The organism is Limnospira sp. PMC 1279.21, from assembly GCF_032349615.1.
Lineage (GTDB): Bacteria > Cyanobacteriota > Cyanobacteriia > Cyanobacteriales > Microcoleaceae > Limnospira > Limnospira fusiformis.
In genome coordinates this window covers 17,832-37,190 of record NZ_JARPLU010000032.1, presented here as the reverse complement: position 1 = coordinate 37,190, position 19,359 = coordinate 17,832, and the positions used below count along the sequence as shown (strand labels likewise).

Genomic DNA, 19,359 nt, shown 5'->3' with positions numbered 1-19,359 from the left:
GGGTGAGTCGCTGGATTACTATGCACGGGTTCGCCTTGAATGTTTGTCCTGACTTAACTGGATTTAAAGCGATCGTTCCCTGTGGTATTTCTGATTTCCCCGTAGGGAGTCTGGCTGAATTAGTCCCGGATATTTCCATCGAGCAAGTCCGGGATGTCCTCGCGGCCTGTTTTGCTGAAGTTTTTGGAGTCACCCTCAAACTTACTCGAGAGGAAAAGACGCCCGGAACGATCGCCATAACTTGAGCCAAAGGAGCCCCACAAGGGTCTATTCACCCATCAAAACTAAGATTTTGACTGAATTGCTGGGGTAGATGGCTCATGCTTGCGGAAAGTTTCCTCCCATTGATTAGGAGATAGTCGGGGGATTAACCACTTGCCAAACTGGGTATATAAGGCTGGAATGACTAACAGGGTTAAAGCCGTAGAGGTGAATAATCCTCCTAATACCACGATGGCGAGGGGTTGTAGAACTTCATTTCCGGCCCCCTGTGCGATCGCCAACGGTAACATTCCCAGAGCAGAAGTTAAAGCCGTCATCAGGATAGGATTTAACCGCTCTAGGGACCCTTGAGTAATAACCTCTTTTAACAGCATCCCTTGAGCAAACTTCTGGTTGTAGTTATCCACCAACAGCAAACCATTGCGGACAGCCACCCCAAACAGGGTAATAAACCCGATCAGAGAAGCAATGGAGATTACCCCCCCCGTTAAGAGAATCGAGACAATACCACCCACCAAGGCCAGGGGAAGATTGAGCATAATCGCCACAGTTGCCGGGAGAGACTTAACCGAGAAGAACATCAAAATGGCAATCATAATCGCGGCCAGGAGGCTATACCAGACCAGATTATTGGTGGCTTTTTGTTCCGCTTCAAACTGTCCGCCATATTGGATAAAGTAGCCATTGGGTAACTGGACATTTTGGCGGATAGCAGCTTGAATGTCACTCACCACACTGCCTAAGTCTCTTTCCGCAACGTTGGCTGATACGACAATTAAACGAGACACATTTTCCCGATTCACCACATTAGCCCCCATACCATATTCAACTCTAGCCACAGCACTGAGGGGAATAATTTGTCCGGTGGGGGTAGAGAGGGGAATCGCCCCAATGGCATCTAAATTATTGCGTGAGGCGATCGGCAAACCGACGATAATATTAATCAGTTGTTGATTTTCCGGGACTTGGGACACCACTTGACCATTGAGGGCGGTTGCCACGACTTCAGAAATGGCAGCCATAGTTAAACCATAACCAGCCGCCGCCGAGCGGTCATAATGAATTTGAACTTGGCGGATAGGTAATTGAGGTTCTAATTGTAAGTCTACGACTCCCGCAATGGGTTTGATGGCATCGCGGACTTGTTCCCCGACTTGACGCAACTGGACTAAATCGGGGCCAAAAATTTTGACAGCGATCGCACTTCTGACCCCCGATAAAACTTCATCCATGCGGTGAGAAATAAAACCGCCAATATTGGGAGCAACCCCCGGCAATTGCAGAAACTTCTCCCGCAGTTGCTGAACAGCAGCCTCTCGGTCTTCCAGGGCAACATCACTCAACTCTACATCCACATGAGCCATGTTCACCCCCGCCCCATCAGCATCCCCCGGAGCGCGTCCAGCGCGGACTTGTACCCATTCATAAAGGGGATTATCTTGTAGGGATTGAGCCAGAGCCATTCCCGCCCGATTGGTCATCTCCAAAGAGACACCCGGAAATAAAACCATAGAGTTCACCATAGATTTGTCCTGAAATTCCGGGAGGAAAACCCGTCCCAAGGAAGGCACAACGGCTAGAGTAGCCACTAAGGAGGCTAAGGCTAATCCTAAAATCAGTTGGGGAGTCCTCAGAGACAAATTGAGCAGAGGGCGATACCAACTTTCGGCCAAGCGTGAAATAAAAGTGCCTTCCTGGGGGAGTCTATGATGAGCCAATAAAATGGCACAGAGGGCGGGAGAAAGGGTCATGGCGACCAAAGTAGAGGCCGCAATGGAGAGCAAATAAGCCCAACCCATGGGGGCGAAAATTCGCCCTTCTACCCCCGTTAAACTAAAAATGGGGGCAAAGACGACTATGATAATAACCGTGGAAAAAATGACGGCTAAACGGACCTGAACCGAAGTGTCATAAACCACTTGAAAGGGGGGTTTTGGGTTTTCTTGGGTTGGATTCCGCCGTAAACCACGATAGCAGTTTTCCATATCCACAATGGCATCATCGACCACGGAGCCGATCGCCACCACTAAACCCCCCAGGGTCATAGTATTGATGCCTAACCCCACGGCTTTCAAGAACATTAAGCCAATCAGCAACGAGAGGGGAATGGCACTCAAGGTAATGATAGCCGTGCGCCAGTTCATTAAAAAGAGCAACATAATCACCGAAACGATGATGATCCCTTGAATGAGGGAGCCGCTAACGTTGCGAATGGCAGAATCAATAAAGTTTGATTGGCGGAAAGTGCGTTGAACTTCCACATCAGGGGGAAAGGTAGACTGTAGGGAGTTCATCACCGCTTCCACGGCTTGGGTGACGGTGGGGGTGTCTATATAGGGTTGTTTGTTAATCATCAACACCACCGCCGCCTGTCCGTTAAAGCTGGCATCTCCCCGTTTAAGTGCCGCTCCCGTTTTGACTTCAGCCACATCTTGCAGCAAAATCGGTTCACCGTATTGAACTTTCACCACCGACTGCTGCAAGTCTTCTAGGGTGTTAACCTGTCCGATGCCTCGGATGAGTAACTCTTGACCTCCACCTACGAGAAAACCTCCGGGAGCGTTGGAATTGGCTCCCCTGGCTGCTGCCGCGACTTCATTGAGGGAGACTTGGCGCGATCGCAACAGTTGCGGATCGACCAAAATCTGTTCTTCCCGTTCATCCCCCCCATAAATAGTCACCTGAGACACACCAGGAACCGAGAGAATCTGATTTCTGAGGGTAACATCCACCAAACGGCGTAAATCCATCAGAGACGTTTCTCCCTGACCATTCACCGTAAAGGCATATTGCAGAATCGTTCCCAAAGGAGAGACTAAGGGGGAAATTTCCGGCGGATGAATCCCTTGGGGAAGTTGACTCATCACCTGTTGGAGTCGTTCCGTTACAGCCTGCCGCGCTTGGTAAATATCAGCCTCCTGGTCAAAGACAACATGAACCATAGAGAGTCCCACCTTGGAGGAAGAACGCACCAGGGTAACACTGGGTAAGCCATTAACCGCACTTTCAATAGGAACCGTAATCTGAGCCTCTACTTCCTCGGGAGCCAAACCAACCGCCTCAGTTTGGATATCTACTTGAGGGGGAGCAAAGGGAGGGAAAACATCCAAGGGCATTTGCGTGATGCTCAAAAAGCCCCAGATGGTTATGACTATCGCCCCGATAACGATTAACCATCGTTGAGCAATGGAATTTTTTAGGGTCTGATTAAGGATGGTGTTAAACATCGACTAACAATAATCCTCCCTTATTTGTCGGAAAAGAGATTTTTGTTCCGACGACTCCCTGTCCAGAAGAAAATCCCACCGCAGAGGAGCAAAACTCCTCCCCCAACGGTAGCTAAAGTTCCCATCGGAAAGTTATTGCTTGTGGTTTCCGCCAGATTACCCTCAACATCCTGTTCCTGTGGGATACCTTGAGCTTCCGCTTGAGCATGAACTTCATCGGGGGGAGTGGTGGCGGTTTCTGGACTGGGTGCAGTTGCTGCTGTTTGGGTTTTGCGAGATTCAGCATAGAGGGACAAACTACCCTGGGTAACCAGTTGTTCCCCAACGGATAACCCTTCGGTTACTTCGACCCATTCCCCTTCTGCTGTTCCGATTTGCACGGGAACTGGCTCATAAAAATTACCATACAAGACAAAGGCTAACTGTTTCCCATCGGCATCGACTAGGGCGGTCATGGGAACAAGAACGCGGTAACTCCCATCCGCCGCCGGAGCAATGGGGGTAACATTAATCCCTAGGAGGGAATCGGTTTCTGGCTTGACAGGAACCCGATCAATGCCGCCTTCAGCCTGAAACTCATCCCCATGTCCTACATGGGCTAAGGTTAGGGTGGGTGTGCCGAAAATTAAGCTCAGAGCGAACATTGAGCCAATCATAGAAGTTGTGTTCATTAGACCTCCTCATTAAAAAACATCTGGTTTTATGCCAAATCTTCCCCACTGTGCCAAAGAGGAGATGAAATCTAGGTGAAATCTCACCCCTTTTTTCTCGCAGTCTGTTAACCTCGATCCAAGCAGTCTCCCCCTTGCACACGATGCGAATTCTGTTGGTCGAAGATGAGGCGGAATTAGGCTTGGCCATTAAGCAAGTTCTGGTCAATGAGAAATATATTGTCGATTGGGTGACGGATGGAGTGCAGGCCTGGCATTGTTTAGAAAGTCAGTGGACGGATTACACGGTGGCGATTCTGGATTGGCTTGTGCCGGAGTTGTCGGGTTTGGAGTTATGCCAACGCATCCGCTCTCACCAGAACCCCCTACCGATTTTGATGTTAACGGCTCTGGGACAACCGGAAAATCGAATTACTGGACTTGATGCGGGGGCTGATGATTATTTAGTGAAGCCTTTTGTGATGGCGGAATTATTGGCTCGTTTACGCGCTCTCCAAAGGCGATCGCCCACCCTCCAACCCCAAACCCTGACTGTAGGCGCATTTATGCTAGATTACGCCAACAATACCATCTGTAATCGACTCACCCAACCCCCAAAAAACATTCCCTTAACGGTCAAGGAATTTCAGATTTTTGCTTATTTAATGCAAAATCCCGATCGCATTATTCCGGGGAGTAAAATCCGCTATCAACTGTGGGATTTAGAGGAGGAACCCATCAGTAATGTGGTGGCGGCGCAAATGCGCTTATTAAGGCGAAAATTAGCCAGTTATGACTGCGGGTGTCCCATTGAAACCATCCGAGGTCAGGGTTATCGTTTTAATACCTCCCCGCGATGAATAGCTATCAACTGTTTCGCCATAGCAGAATCCGTCTGGCGCTTTGGTATGCGTTAGTGATGGGTGGGATTTTGGGCTTATCGGGGTTTGGGGTGTATCGCTCTCTGATTCAGTCGAATTGGACAGCGATGGAACGGGAAATGGAATCAATCGCCGGGACACTTCATGATAGCTTAGAACCCATGCTCCCTCAATCGGGAGAGCCAACAGGTATCCTACGACAAATTTTTCCCGATTTATGCCTACAAGGACAACCTTGTAACCATCACCCCACCTTAATTCAGCGTCATACTATTGGCATTAGCGATCGCAGTACCTACTATATCCGGGTGTTCAATCATCGCGGTCAACTTTTAGCCTTTTCCCCAAATCACCCTCTCCCCTTACCCCAAACCCTAAACCCCACACCTTGGCAAACCTTTCGCAGTGCGAGAGGGACGCGCTACCATCAATTCACTACCATTCTCCACAGTGGCAAGGTTAATCCTCAAACGCCAATGCACTTAGATTCCTCTTGGGGATATATCCAAATTGGACGCACTTTAGCGACGTTTGATGCAGAAGTTAATCGAATGAGGTGGATTTTAGGTTTAGGGTTTCCCTTGGCGTTAGGTTTAGTCGTGGTGGCTGGTTGGTGGCTTTCTGGATTAGCGATGGGGCCTATTTACCAATCCTATCAACAGCAACAACAGTTTACCGCCAATGCTGCCCATGAACTGCGCTCTCCCCTCGCGACTCTTTTAGCAACTATTGAGGCTATTTTACGGGTTCCCCCATCAAATCCCCAGCAAATGCAGGCGATGCTACAAACCCTTGAACGACAGGGACGACGTTTAAGCCATTTAATCGCCGATTTATTATTTCTCAGTACCTTGGAACATCACACATCTAGCCAAATCTTTAAACCCTGTTGTTTAAATGATTTAATTCATGATTTAACTGAAGAATATGCAGAATTTGCAACTCTGGCGGAAATTAATCTAATGCCAGAAGTTCCTGCTGAGGAAATTTATGTGTTAGGTAATGAATCTCAGCTTTATCGTTTAGTGTCGAATTTAATCGCTAATGCCATTCAATATACGCCTAAAGCAGGGGAAGTGGTGGTGAGTTTAATGGTGCGCGATCGCACGGCTTTAATTACAGTCCAAGATACAGGGATTGGCATGGCCGTAGCAGCCCAAACTCGAATTTTTGAGAGATTTTATCGGGTGGATAGCGATCGCTCTCGCCCAACTGGGGGAACCGGATTAGGACTAGCCATAGCACAGGCGATCGCTTATCATCATCAAGCATCTCTGACGGTCAAAAGTGAACTGGGAAAAGGCAGTTTATTTACCCTGCAATTTCCTTGTATAGCAGAACCCAAGTTGCTTAAAAACTTCCCCTCTCTGAAACGGTGAGTCTTTCAAGGGGATTTGAGATTAGAAGGGAATCGGATCGTCATCACCCGGAGTATCTGATTGAGATGGTTCAGGGTTAGGAGTAACGGGAGAGCGAGTTTCCGGTGCATCATATTCTAATCCAGAGGTTGGGGGATTAGGGCTCGTGCGGTTACGACTACCAAGGGGGACCACATTACTCGGGGCGGAACTGGGGGCGGAACTGGGGGCGGAATGAGTGTTGATCGGGGTTTCTGGGTTGCCAGATATCAAACTACTGATAGTATAAATCCGCGTCGCGACCAATTCGGCTCGCTTCTCTTTAAAGCCTTCGGGTCTTTCCACCACGTTCATCCCCAAGCGACCTTCGATGAGTACACAATCACCCACATGATAGTTTTGTCCAATTTCTTGGGCTGTATTTCCCCACCCAATTACTTTTAAGTGTGATGGGGGGTCATTGGGTCGGTTACTGCTGAACTCGACTAACATTTCGGCAATGGGTATTTGATTATCGGCTGTGTAGCGCAGTTGTGGTTCCTGAATAATTTTCGCGGTCAAAATACAGCTATTCATGCAAATTATATCTCTTGAAAACAGTAGGTTACAGCTAGTTATCGAGAATCAGGGCTAATAGTCTTCTCGGTTCATACCTTGAACTTGATTTACAAAATCTTGTACCATATTTCGGTATTCTCTGAGGGTAGCATCAGCCCAATCTCGATCGTCGCTGTTGGCATAGATATGGATTAGGGGTTCTCCAGCATCAGGAAGAATCAAAATCCAATTATCGTCTTGGTAGTTAATGAGTTTGACTCCATCGATCAATTCTAAGTTTTCTGGCGCATGGGTTTCTACTAGATGTCGCATGAGTGCGCCTTTCACAGACCAAGGACAACGAACAGTATAGCGACGGTGTATGACATGGGGGAGATCGGTGCGAATTTGACCGAGCGATCGCTCCTGTGTGGTCAGAATTTCAATCATTTTGGCAATCGAGAACATGGCATCAAAACCGGGGTGCATTTGGGGGAAGATGAACCCCATATCACCACTACCGCCGAGTACGACATTAGGATGAGCTTGACAGGCTTCCATTAAAGCCGTGGGGTTGGCTTTAGTGCGGATAACTATGCCATCGTGTCGTCGGGCGATTTGTTCCACGGCGGAGGAGGCTTGAACGGGTACTACCACCGTGCTTCTGGGGTGAGCAGTCAGAACCATAGTCACCATGAGGGCGGTTAGTTCTTCTCCCCGAATCAGGCTACCACTTTCATCTACCAAAATGAACTGTTCGCCATTTGCATAGACTTGAACCCCGAAGTTAGCTCTGAGGGCTTCAACTACCCGGCCTAGTTGATCCAGTAGATTTTCGCGATCGCTTGGGGAAATAGCAATTTGATTTAGACTAGCATTGAGGACTACCGCATCGCAACCAAACTTAGCAAGTAGGCGAGGTAAAAGGGCTCCCGACACTGCATAGACATAATCTATGACGACTTTAGCATTGCTGTGGCGCAGCCCATCGATATTGAGGTGTCTTTCAAAAGCCGTGCGGTAGGTGTCGATCACCTCGCTGGGGTAAGTCATGTTACCAATTTCCGCCACCCCGGCGCGTCGCAGGTCTTCTTTGAAGTAAGCACCTTCGATTTTTTTCTCTTTGGCTTTGGTGATGTTAATGCCTTTGTTGTCGAGAAATTCAATCAGAATCTGATCCGAGCGATCTGGAGATAGGCGCACATGAATACCGCCCACAACAGTGAGGTTACGAATCACCGTGCGGACTACCGGAATAGCTGTATCTTCTAGGTTAAGGACATTGACTCCCACGGACATCAAGCCAGAAATTAGCGATCGCGTTACCATCCGAGAAATGCGGCGTTGGTCACGGGATACCGCCACCGTAGCCACTTGTTTAAGGGTTGACCCGTAGGCTGCTCCCAATTTAACCGCAAATTCCGGTGTAATATCAATGTTAGCCAGTCCGAGAACTCCCCGTTGACCGAAAAGGTTACGCCTAGCCGTGTTTCCCCAAATTAAGTTAATGTTGAGGGTAGCGCCCGATTCAATTTTTTTGCTAGGCCAAACCCGGACATTGGGGCTGATCAGGCTTTCTTCTCCTACCGTAGATAACGAGCCGACCACTGACCCCTCTAGGACATGGGCGCGGCGGTCTACCCTTGCTCCTCTAGCAATCACACAGGCGCGTAAGTGTACATCTTCACCGATAATGGCTCCGTTCCAAACAATCGGGCGTTTAAGGTTGGCATCACTCCCTATGGTGACATTATCTCCGAGGATGGTTCCCGCTTCTATATGCGCTCTAGCTGCAATTCTACAGTTATTACCAATAATCACAGGGGCTTCAATGCGGGCATAATCATCGATATAGGTGTTTTCACCGACCCAGACTCCTGGCGATCGCTCTCGCACGTGAAAATCTAACTTAACTTTCCCCCGTAGTGCATCATATTGGGATTCACGATAGGCTTCTAAGTGACCCACATCGCACCAGTAGCCTTCAGCAATAAAGCCATACATGGGAACCCCTTTTTCTAATAACAGGGGAAAAAGGTCGTTAGAAAAATCGCATTCTTGATTAGGGGGCAAATATTCCAGCACTTCCGGTTCTAGGACATAGATTCCCGTGTTGACCGTATCGGAAAATATTTCGCTAGTCGAGGGTTTTTCTAAAAACCGCTTGATGCGTTGATTTTCGTCCGTAATCACCACCCCAAAATCGAGAGGGTTGGGAACCCGGGTTAATATCAACGTAGCTTTCGATTGTTGGGAAGTGTGAAACTTAACCGCCGCGCTGAGGTCAAAATCAGTTATGCTATCGCCGCTGATCACTAAGAAGGTACTGTCTAGAAGTTCGGCAATGTTTTTCACACATCCTGCAGTTCCCAGGGGTTGATCCTCTTCCACCGAATAGGTGATTTGAACGCCAAAGTCGCTGCCATTATGGAAGTATTCCCGCATGATGTCCGGTAAATAGTGCAGGGTAGCGATAACTTCCTGGAAATGGTGCCGCCTCAGTAGGTTAATGATATGTTCCGCAATGGGGCGATTCAGTATGGGCACCATTGGTTTGGGTAAATCACAGGTAAGAGGTCTGAGTCGTGTTCCTGACCCCCCAGCCATCAGCACTGCTCTCATAGTTCCTCCTGGCGACTTATTAAAGACAATATTAAACTTTTTCGGCTAATATTTAGCTTTTCTTTAGATTCATTTTGGTTTTGCGGACCGAATGCTGCCAAATATGAGATTTTTATGAATTTAGCCGAAAAATTCGAGTGTACAGAGCTAGATTGTATTTAATTTTACCCCTTTATGGGCAGCTTAGTTGATATAACTAAGTTCCATTTCACAGATGATTTGGAGGCAAGTATGCAATACACATTTAACTTGGTGGGAGTTTCTCCAATTCTTTCGTTTTTTTACCAGCAACAGCAGCAACAGGAACAACAGACCAGCGGCATTGAATATCTAGGCCATCGTCAGTGTACCCTGGATATGTTTCTTGGGTCGGTGGAAATGGTGGCATCCAAGCGGGGATGGCAATGCGATCGCGTTGTGGATACCGTGATTAATTTTTGGATGAATAATTCTGAGAGTATCCAGTATTGGAAAGGCCGACTGGAGGATGCTGGTCACGAGAATTTGCTAGTGGCGCGGGTGGCTGATTTAAAGTCTTTGCGGACTACTTTTGAGTCGTTACTTGATGCTTAATTGGTAGATGGGTCGTGGCGGGTGGTTTGAGGAAAAACAGAAAAAACCCGCCCGGTAATAGTCCCACATAAATACCGAACTATTGATATCATTTGTGATCGCACTCTTGAGGTAGTTTGCTGATGGGTGCGAGTTGTTTCGTGGCTTGATCTGATGTCTCGTGCTAAAGCGCTGCAATTTTATGTGATTACTCGGCTGTTGTTGGCCCCGCTGATGTTGTGGACGATTACTTCCGTGGTGTTTCTATTGTTGCGGGCGACACCCGGTGATCCAGTAGATGCTATTCTTGGCCCTAGAGCGCCTAGTGCGGCTAAGGAAGCCTTGCGATCGCAGTTAGGTTTGGGGGGGTCCTTGCTAGAACAATATATAAGTTATATGGGCGCTCTACTGCGCTTCGATTTGGGCATTTCTATAACTACTCAAGGACAGTCCGTCTGGCAGATTATTGGTGATCATTTTCCCGCTACCGTCGAATTAGCAGTTTTTAGTATGTTGGTCGCCCTCGTCGTGGGAATTACTGTCGGGGCTGTGGCCGCTTTTAAACCTAATACTATTTGGGACACTGGGGGACGCTTATTTGGAATTATTACTTATTCGGTTCCCGCTTTTTGGGCGGGGATGCTGTTGCAGTTGATTTTTGCCGTGTGGTTGGGCTGGTTTCCTTTGGGGACCCGTTTTCCGGTGACCGTGACTCCTCCTCCTAGTTATACCGGACTTTATACCGTTGATAGTTTGTTGAGTGGCAATTTGGGCGCTTTCTGGACGACTATATATTATCTGTGTCTACCCTGTGTGACTTTGGGGATTTTGCTGAGTGGCATTTTCGAGCGCATTGTCCGGGTGAATTTGAGACAAACTCTACAAGCTGATTATGTCGAGGCGGCGCGGGCGCGGGGGGTCTCCGAGTTACGGATTTTGCTGGCTCATGCTCTCAAAAATGCCATGATTCCCGTGATTACCGTTTTGGGGCTGACTTTTGCCGCTTTGTTGGGAGGGGCGATTTTAACTGAGGTGACTTTTTCTTGGCCGGGATTAGCTAATCGCTTGTATGAGGCTATTCGTCTGCGAGATTATCCCACAGTCCAGGGGGTGGTTGTGTTTTTGGCCGTAATTGTCGTGATCGCTAGTTTGGCGATCGATATTTTGAATGCTTGCATTGACCCCCGGATTCGCTATTAATTGCTTCTCAGAAAATATACTTAGTTATTAATACTTAGTAAATTTTGAAGAGACTTTAATAAATTTTAACAAACTAAAAGGCACTGGCAGTGTATAAATGATATTTGAAGGGGTGAGAAGGAAGGCGAATGTTGGTTTATGAAGTTTCATTAACATTTGTATCAAAATATTAAATTCTTCTCATAAACCGCGTACAATCTTTTAAGATTTCAGAAAGTGTTCTAGGATACTTGAGAAATGGACCACGGGGCAATTGTGAAAAGCCTTTGTCCAGGGTTCACCCCGGAAGGGGTCTGAGGAGATGGCACCAGTGGATTGATTGTAGTAATCATTCATGGTGTGTAGAATCCCAAGCTAACTCTAAGCAAGTCAACAAGTAGGAGATAAGTCCATGTTTGATGCCTTCACCAAGGTGGTTTCTCAGGCTGATACTCGCGGCGAAATGCTGAGTACAGCTCAAATCGATGCTCTGAGCCAAATGGTTGCTGAAAGCAACAAACGTTTGGATGCCGTTAACCGCATTACTAGCAACGCTTCCACCATCGTTTCTAATGCTGCTCGTTCTTTGTTTGCAGAGCAGCCCCAACTGATTGCTCCCGGTGGAAACGCCTACACCAGCCGTCGTATGGCTGCTTGCTTGCGTGACATGGAAATCATCCTGCGTTATGTTACCTACGCTGTGTTCGCTGGCGACGCAAGTGTTCTCGAAGATCGTTGCTTGAACGGTTTGCGTGAAACTTACCTGGCTTTGGGAACTCCCGGTTCCTCCGTTGCTGTCGGTGTTGGCAAAATGAAAGAAGCTGCTCTGGCGATCGTTAACGATCCCGCAGGTATCACTCCTGGCGATTGTAGCGCTTTGGCTTCAGAAATCGCTAGTTACTTTGATCGTGCATGTGCTGCAGTTTCCTAATCAAGCAGATCCATAGCATATAACAATTGAAACAGTTTAGCTGAAGTCTAAGTGACTGGACTTCTGTTTGTTACCTAATTTTTTGTAAACCAATCGGGAGATAACTCGAGAATGAAAACCCCCCTAACCGAAGCAGTTTCTATCGCTGATTCCCAAGGTCGTTTCCTAAGCAGCACCGAAATCCAAGTGGCTTTTGGCCGTTTTCGTCAAGCCAAAGCTGGTCTGGAAGCTGCTAAAGCTTTGACCTCTAAAGCTGATAGTCTGATCAGTGGTGCTGCCCAAGCAGTGTACAACAAGTTCCCCTACACCACCCAAATGCAGGGACCTAACTACGCGGCAGACCAACGCGGTAAGGACAAATGTGCTCGTGACATAGGCTACTACCTGCGGATGGTAACTTATTGCCTGATTGCTGGTGGAACTGGCCCCATGGATGAGTACCTGATTGCCGGTATTGATGAAATCAACCGGACTTTCGAGCTTTCTCCAAGCTGGTACATTGAAGCCCTGAAATACATCAAAGCTAACCACGGTTTGTCTGGTGACGCTGCTGTTGAAGCTAACTCCTACCTCGACTACGCGATCAACGCCCTAAGCTAGGTCTTTTTTTGCGTTGCCCGGAACGGTAAATAGCTGTTAGCAATTGGGTTATCAGTTATTTAGCAGTCCGGGCATATTTTATTAAAGCGGGATCAGCTTGGTAAAATCGGTATCCGAGATTACCTAACCGATTAAAAAGAGTTTTTTCTCTATAACGTCAAAAAATCGGGAGAAGATTAATAATGGTTGGTTTAGCAGAAGCAAGTCGCCTAGGAATCAGAGCTTTTGAAGAGTCTGAGCGAGTGGAACTGCGCCCTAACTTCACCGAGGGTGATGTCCAAGCTGTGATTTGGGCTGCATATCGTCAGGTGATGGGTAATGAACACCTGATGCAACGGGAGCGCTTAACAAGTGCTGAGTCTTTGTTGCGCCAGGGTGAAATTACGGTGCGGGATTTCGTGCGAGCGTTAGCTGTTTCGGAACTGTACCGGAAAAAGTTTTTTTATGGGAATAGCCAAGTTCGGTTTATTGAGCTGAACTATAAGCATTTGCTGGGTCGGGCTCCTTATGATGAGTCAGAAATCGCGTTTCACGTTGACCTGTATAACGAGGAAGGCTACGAGGCTGAGATTAATTCTTACCTCGATTCTCCTGAGTATTTGGAAAGTTTCGGGGAAAATGTAGTTCCTTACTACCGTGGTTTTGCTACCCAACGGGGTCAGTGGACTGTGGGATTTAACCGGATGTTCCAACTTTACCGGGGATACGCGAATAGCGATCGCGCTCAAAATCAAACCCAAGGACGTTTAACTTGGGAAGTAGCTCGCAATACATCTTCGCCGATTTCTCCAGCCGGGAGCGGACAAGCTCTGGTGGGGGCTAATGGTGGCTCGCGCGGTCAATTGTATCGTGTGGTAGTAGTACAAAAGCCCACACAGTTGACACCGAGAATGCGTAAAGCTACAGCAGAGTATACAGTAGCCTACGAGCAACTTTCAGGACAGTTGCAGCGGATCAACCGCATGGGCGGACGGGTCATCAGCGTGACCCCTGCTTAGAACAGCAAGTTGTTAACTGTTAACCAGTTAATAACAATAGCATAATCAAGTTAGATTGTCTAGGACTAAATCCGCAAGTAATTCGGTTGTGATCATAGGAGGATTTTAGTGGCCATTACAACCCAAGCGTCTCGGTTAGGGACAACAGCTTTCCAGGAGAGTTCTCTGGTAGAGTTGCGCCCCAATTGGAGTCGTGACAATGCCCAAGAGGTAATTCGTGCGGTATACCGTCAATTACTGGGTAATGATTATCTGATGAGTTCTGAGCGCCTCACGAGTGCGGAGTCACTGTTGTGCGATGGTAGCATCACAGTACGGGAGTTGGTGCGGTGTGTGGCGAAGTCAGAGCTTTATAAAAAGAAATTCTTTTACCCGAATTTCCAGACCCGTGTAATTGAACTAAATTACAAACACCTGTTGGGTCGGGCTCCCTATGATGAGTCAGAGGTGGTTTTCCACTTAGACTTATATCAAAACGAAGGGTACGATGCCGATATCGATTCTTATATTGATTCTCCAGAATATCTGGAGAGCTTCGGCGAAAATATTGTTCCCTACTACCGTGGTTTCGAGACTCAGCGGGGACAGAAAACGGTTGGTTTTACCCGGATGTTCCGCCTGTATCGGGGTTATGCTAATAGTGATAGCGCTCAAGGTGAAGGCACTATGTCTCGTCTGGCGCAGGAACTAGGTGCTAACCGCGCTTCTGTGGTAGTGGCTCCTTCTGGGGATTCGGATGGTTGGTCCTATCGTCCATCTGGACAGAGTGTGGCTCCTAGCACTGGATTCAGCCAAGGTGGAGTTCTGCAAGCGGGACGGACTTACCGTGTAGAGGTTTCTGGAATCCGTGAGCGCCGTTATCCCAGAGTACGTCGTTGCAGTAAGGCTTTTATTGTTCCTTATGATCAGCTTTCGGCACAACTGAGGGAAATTCAGCGCCAAGGTGGCACAATTGCCAGCATTACGCCTATTTAGAATGGCAAGAGAAAACTTGATTGTTTTGGGAGATTAATAGGGACAATGTTGGGTTACATCAGTGCCGGAAAAATGGGCAGTAGTCCTTCGGGCGCTCGCTTCTTCAAATATGAAGTGGTGGGAATGCGTCAGAATGACGAAACCGACAAGACAGAATATCAGATTCGCTCGAGTGGGAGTCAATTTGTAATTGTTCCTTACAATAGGATGAATCAGGAAATGCGGCGGATTAACCGCATGGGTGGTAAAATTGTTAGCATTGAGCCGATGACTACCGATAATACGGTGTCTGAAGCTGAGGGCGAATAATTTAGACCATTCAATTCTGATTTTCATGCAGGATTCTGAATCAAAAACCCCAGGTGCATCCCCCCTAGTGGGCGCAGATAATGCGCCTTTAACTGGGGGAGAAGCTGAAGGGGGTGATGCTTGGACAGTAGAACAGGCGATCGCCGCCCTAAACCATCAAGAACCAAATCGTCGCTATTATGCGGCTTGGTGGTTGGGGCGTTTTCGTGTGTGTGATGCGATCGCAGTTGATGCCTTAATTATGGCCTTGGATGATGAGTCCGATCGCACTAAGGACGGGGGCTATCCTTTACGCAGAAATGCGGCTCGGGCTTTGGGTAAATTGGGCGATCGTCGCGCGGTGACTCCCCTAGTCAAATGTTTAGATTGCCAAGATTTTTATGTGCGGGAAGCGGCGGCTCAGGCTTTAGAAGGTCTGGGAGACTCTAGCTGTGTTTCTGCTTTGCGTGGGTTATTGGTGGGTGGAGTAGAAGATACTGCACCGATAGCGGGTAAACCCCATTTAAAACAGCCTTATGACGCAGTAATTGAAGCCATAGGAACTCTGGGCGCAACTGAGGCGTTAACTGATATTGAACCTTTCATAAACCATCCGATCGCTAGAATACAGTATGCGGCTTTAAGGGCTATGTATCAGCTTACGGGTGATCCGGTTTATGGCGATCGCTTAATTGCAGCTTTGCGGGGGGAAGATTTACAATTGCGACGCAGTGCTTTAATGGATTTAGGGGCGATCGGATATCTTCAGGCCGCCGAACCTATCGCCAACACCCTAGCTGAAAATAGCCTGAAACTAATTGCTTTACAGGGAATTCTGGAACACCATCTCAGTCAAATTGGGGAAAAATGCCTATCTGAAGAGGCAGTTAAAATCATGAAGCTGATGGATTCTCTATTATGACAAAGGTTGAGGAACTAATTTTAGCGGTTGAACAGGCGGACTCTGCTGGAAAACTGATAGGCGCGGTGTCACAATTGGCCGCGACTGGTTCTGTGGATGCAGTACCAATGTTAATTCGTGTTTTGGGTTATAACAACCCTGGCGCGGCGGTGGCTGCAGTTGAGGGATTGATAGCCATTGGTAAACCTGCTGTGGTTGGTATACTAGAGAGGTTAGATGGTTATAACTATGGTGCTAGGGCTTGGGCGGTTCGCGCTTTGTCTGGTATTGGTGATCCTAGGGGTTTAGATGTTTTGCTGGAGGCGGCGGGTAGTGATTTTGCTCTGAGTGTGCGTCGTGCTGCGGCGCGGGGTTTGGGAGCAATTCGCTGGGAGGATATGTCACCAGAAGCAGTCTCTGAGGCTAAGGAAAGAACCCTAAAAACTCTGCTGCATACTTCTGAAGATACGGAATGGATCGTTCGTTATGCAACGGTTGTGGGTTTGGAAGGTTTGGCGGCTTCTGAGGTGGATAAACCCCATTGGTTTACACAGGTTTCGCAAAGGTTGGAGGGGATGGTTAATAATGATGAAACTCCGGCGGTTTCTGCTAGGGCTAGTCTGGCTAGGATGAACTTAGGGATTAGTTAATAATTAGTTGCTTTTGGGATGTTGAGATTATACCGTGACCTACGAACCGCTTCACCACAAATATCGTCCCCAAACTTTTGCAGATCTGGTGGGTCAAGAGGCGATCGCTCAAACTCTGACTAATGCGATCCGATCGCGGCGTATTGCTCCGGCTTATTTATTTACAGGTCCGAGGGGTACTGGTAAAACTTCTAGTGCGCGGATTTTAGCGAAATCTCTTAACTGTCTACAAACTTCTAACCCGACAGAAACTCCCTGTGGTATTTGCGAGGTCTGTCGGGGTATCACTACGGGAGCAACTTTAGATTTTGTGGAGATTGATGCTGCTAGTAATACGGGGGTTGATCATATCCGGGATTTAATTGAACGGACGCAGTTTTCCCCGGTTCAATGTCGCTATAAGGTCTATGTAATTGATGAATGTCTGACGGGTGATGCTCTGATTTTAAGCGATCGCGGATGGCTGAGAATTGATGATCCGACTCTCCAAGAATGTCGAGTTCTTAGTTATAATGAGTCTACTCAACAATGGGAATGGCAGCAGGTTTTACGCTGGCTTGACCAGGGGGTTCGTGAGACTTGGAAAATTAAAACCTTTCAGACGGAAATTAAATGCACTGGTAATCATCTGATTAGGACAGATAAAGGCTGGATAAAAGCGGCAAATATTACCCCTAAAATGAAAATATTATCACCGGAAATTGATGCGGCGGTCAAGACGGCATTACAAGATGTAGAATCTATCGAAAAGTTAGGGGTTAATCATGTCTATGATATTGAGGTAGAACATAATCATAATTTTGTGGCGAATGGTCTGCTAGTTCACAATTGCCATATGTTGAGTACAGCGGCTTTTAATGCTTTACTGAAAACCCTAGAAGAACCACCTGATCGGGTGGTGTTTGTCCTGGCGACTACAGACCCTCAACGGGTTCTCCCGACGATTATTTCTCGATGTCAGCGCTTTGATTTTCGGCGCATTCCTTTACAAGCCATGGCGACTCATTTAGAAACTATCGCCGCCAAGGAAAACATTGCTATTACACCGGAAGCGGTGATGATGGTGGCTCAAATTGCTCAAGGGGGATTAAGGGATGCGGAAAGCCTGTTAGACCAATTAAGTTTACTGTCAGGTGAAATTACGGTTGAACGGGTTTGGGACTTGGTTGGGGCTGTTCCTGAACGGGATTTGATGACATTATTAGAGGCGATCGCAGAGGGTAAAGCGACGGCAATTTTAGACCAAACCCGCGAGTTACTGAACCGGGGTCGAGAACCTTTAATTGTGCTGCAAAATCTGGGGGAATTTTACCGGGATTTATTAATCGCCAAAACCGCACCAAATCGCCAGGATTTAGTGAAACTTACTCAACCGACTTGGGAAAGTTTATGCGCCTTTTCCCAACGCTGGGAACATGAAATTATCCTGGCTGGTCAAAAACATCTCCGCGATAGCGAGGTACAGATTAAAAATACCACTCAGCCGCGTTTATGGTTGGAGGTGACTTTATTAGGGTTATTACCGGAGGCTTTGCGTCCTCAAACGGTATCTACAGGGGTGGTAAATGTACAGCCTCAGCCTATCTCAAATCAGCCTACCTCAAAAATGAGGTCACAGCCTGTTTACAAGCCTCCTGCGCCTGCTCAACCTGTCTCACAAGCTGTTTCTGTGCCGGATGCACCCCCGCCGCCACCCCCGCCGCCACAGCCTACTACTGCTAATCAAGAGGAAGCAGTAAACTATAGTCTGGAGGAACTTTGGGAACAGATACTTAGTGCGATCGAACAATTGGGAACTCAGGCTTTGATGCGTCAACATGGCTGTTTGCGATCGCACCATGGTAATGTAGTCTGTATCGGGCTTAAATCCCATCCATTATTGAAAATTGCCCAGGCGAAAATCTCTAGTTTAGAAGTTGCTTGTCAGAAGGTTTTTAATACTAAAATTCAGGTAAATTTAGAAGTGGGAATGGGGGCAGTTTCTCCTGGGGTTCATCCTGAAAAAACACCGATATCTCAGAGGGTACAATCGCCGCCACCCCCACCACCAGAACCCCCGCCACCTACTAGGGAACCAGAAACTGAGAGACCGCCGGAATTAACAACTCCTAAAATTGAGGATATTTCAGTTAAAGTAGCTGATAATGACAATAATTCTCCGGTTGATGATGTGGCTACGGCGGCTGAAAAACTGGCAGAGTTTTTTGATGGGGAAATTATCCCTTGGTATCCCGAAAATACACAGGTGACAACTGTTTCTTCTTCTTCTGTAGCATTGGAGGATACCATAGAGTTTTATTCTCCAGAAGATGATGACAGTGAAGATGATGTACCCTTTTAAGTCTTACTGGAAAAACCCGGTTTCTTTGAGAGATACCTAGAAACCCGGTTTCTTTGAGAGATATCTAGAAACCCGGTTTCTGGGAGAAACCCGGTTTCTTTGGAAGCGATCGCCATAAGTTTGTCAAGAGGTTTGGGGGAAACCCGGTTTCTTTGAGAGATATCTAGAAACCCGGTTTCTTTGAGAGATATCTAGAAACCCGGTTTCTGGGAGAAACCCGGTTTCTTTGGAAGCGATCGCCATAAGTTTGTCAAGAGGTTTGGGGGAAACCCGGTTTCTTTGAGAGATATCTAGAAACCCGGTTTCTTTGAGAGATATCTAGAAACCCGGTTTCTGGGAGAAACCGGGTTTCTTTGAGAGATGCTTAGAAACCCGGTTTCTGGGAGAAACCCGGTTTCTTTGGAAGCGATCGCCATAAGTTTGTCAAGAGGTTTGGGGGAAACCCGG

At 47.5% G+C, this 19,359-nt stretch carries 17 protein-coding genes; 13 read left to right on the top strand and 4 right to left on the bottom strand.

From position 1 onward, the window contains the following. Positions 1–245 (top strand): lipoyl protein ligase domain-containing protein (locus tag P5683_RS07195; protein ID WP_396442604.1); only part of this gene is annotated, 245 nt, incomplete at its 5' end. A 39-nt stretch (positions 246–284) separates the two neighbouring features. Here P5683_RS07195 and P5683_RS07190 read toward each other — a convergent pair. Both P5683_RS07190 and P5683_RS07185 read right to left on the bottom strand, forming a co-directional pair. Further along, positions 285–3,449, bottom strand: a complete 3,165-nt coding sequence (locus P5683_RS07190) for an efflux RND transporter permease subunit (protein WP_315669428.1) — start codon at positions 3,447–3,449, stop codon at positions 285–287. Positions 3,450–3,469: 20 nt separating this feature from the next. Continuing rightward, positions 3,470–4,120 (bottom strand): efflux RND transporter periplasmic adaptor subunit, encoded by a 651-nt coding sequence (locus tag P5683_RS07185; RefSeq protein ID WP_006620884.1) that lies wholly within the window; start codon positions 4,118–4,120, stop codon positions 3,470–3,472. 143 nt (positions 4,121–4,263) lie between these two features. On the opposite strand from P5683_RS07185, the gene rppA reads away from it, so the two are divergent. Then, a complete protein-coding gene (rppA, locus tag P5683_RS07180; RefSeq protein WP_315640014.1) occupies positions 4,264–4,959 on the top strand; it encodes a two-component system response regulator RppA in 696 nt (231 codons plus the stop codon). Further along, entirely contained in the window at positions 4,956–6,359 is a 1,404-nt protein-coding gene (gene rppB, locus P5683_RS07175) for a two-component system sensor histidine kinase RppB (RefSeq protein WP_008049228.1), read from the top strand. Before rppA ends, rppB begins: the two co-directional genes overlap by 4 nt. A gap of 21 nt (positions 6,360–6,380) precedes the next feature. Here the strand turns inward: rppB and P5683_RS07170 are convergent, their stop codons facing one another. Further along, positions 6,381–6,914: a single-stranded DNA-binding protein gene (locus tag P5683_RS07170; protein ID WP_006620881.1), complete on the bottom strand. Its 534-nt coding sequence runs from the start codon at positions 6,912–6,914 to the stop codon at positions 6,381–6,383. A gap of 54 nt (positions 6,915–6,968) precedes the next feature. Further along, on the bottom strand, positions 6,969–9,497 hold the full coding sequence (locus tag P5683_RS07165) for a mannose-1-phosphate guanyltransferase (protein WP_006620880.1): 2,529 nt from the start codon (positions 9,495–9,497) through the stop codon (positions 6,969–6,971). Between the two features lie 231 nt (positions 9,498–9,728). Here P5683_RS07165 and P5683_RS07160 point away from each other — a divergent pair, with 231 nt between their 5' ends. From P5683_RS07160 to dnaX, 10 genes are all read left to right on the top strand, one after another. Beyond that, positions 9,729–10,070: a hypothetical protein gene (locus P5683_RS07160; RefSeq protein ID WP_035759758.1), complete on the top strand. Its 342-nt coding sequence runs from the start codon at positions 9,729–9,731 to the stop codon at positions 10,068–10,070. A 153-nt stretch (positions 10,071–10,223) separates the two neighbouring features. Further along, positions 10,224–11,249, top strand: coding sequence for an ABC transporter permease (locus tag P5683_RS07155; RefSeq protein WP_006668090.1), 1,026 nt, complete (start codon positions 10,224–10,226; stop codon positions 11,247–11,249). A gap of 391 nt (positions 11,250–11,640) precedes the next feature. Beyond that, positions 11,641–12,159 carry a phycocyanin subunit beta gene (locus tag P5683_RS07150; RefSeq protein WP_006620877.1) on the top strand — a complete coding sequence of 173 codons (519 nt, stop codon included), beginning with the start codon at positions 11,641–11,643 and terminating at the stop codon, positions 12,157–12,159. A 111-nt stretch (positions 12,160–12,270) separates the two neighbouring features. Next, the gene (gene cpcA / locus P5683_RS07145) at positions 12,271–12,759 is read left to right on the top strand and encodes a phycocyanin subunit alpha (protein WP_006620876.1); all 489 of its coding nucleotides are present in this window, start codon (positions 12,271–12,273) and stop codon (positions 12,757–12,759) included. A 182-nt stretch (positions 12,760–12,941) separates the two neighbouring features. Further along, positions 12,942–13,757 carry a phycobilisome linker polypeptide gene (locus P5683_RS07140; RefSeq protein ID WP_006620875.1) on the top strand — a complete coding sequence of 272 codons (816 nt, stop codon included), beginning with the start codon at positions 12,942–12,944 and terminating at the stop codon, positions 13,755–13,757. Between the two features lie 108 nt (positions 13,758–13,865). Next, positions 13,866–14,732: a phycobilisome linker polypeptide gene (locus tag P5683_RS07135; RefSeq protein ID WP_006620874.1), complete on the top strand. Its 867-nt coding sequence runs from the start codon at positions 13,866–13,868 to the stop codon at positions 14,730–14,732. A 45-nt stretch (positions 14,733–14,777) separates the two neighbouring features. After that, positions 14,778–15,041: a phycobilisome linker polypeptide gene (locus tag P5683_RS07130; RefSeq protein WP_006620873.1), complete on the top strand. Its 264-nt coding sequence runs from the start codon at positions 14,778–14,780 to the stop codon at positions 15,039–15,041. A 25-nt stretch (positions 15,042–15,066) separates the two neighbouring features. Then, entirely contained in the window at positions 15,067–15,942 is an 876-nt protein-coding gene (locus P5683_RS07125; protein ID WP_006620872.1) for a HEAT repeat domain-containing protein, read from the top strand. Beyond that, a complete protein-coding gene (locus tag P5683_RS07120; RefSeq protein WP_006620871.1) occupies positions 15,939–16,571 on the top strand; it encodes a HEAT repeat domain-containing protein in 633 nt (210 codons plus the stop codon). Before P5683_RS07125 ends, P5683_RS07120 begins: the two co-directional genes overlap by 4 nt. 34 nt (positions 16,572–16,605) lie before the next feature. Further along, positions 16,606–18,912 carry a DNA polymerase III subunit gamma/tau gene (gene dnaX, locus P5683_RS07115; protein WP_006620870.1) on the top strand — a complete coding sequence of 769 codons (2,307 nt, stop codon included), beginning with the start codon at positions 16,606–16,608 and terminating at the stop codon, positions 18,910–18,912. The last annotated feature ends 447 nt before the right edge of the window (positions 18,913–19,359 follow it).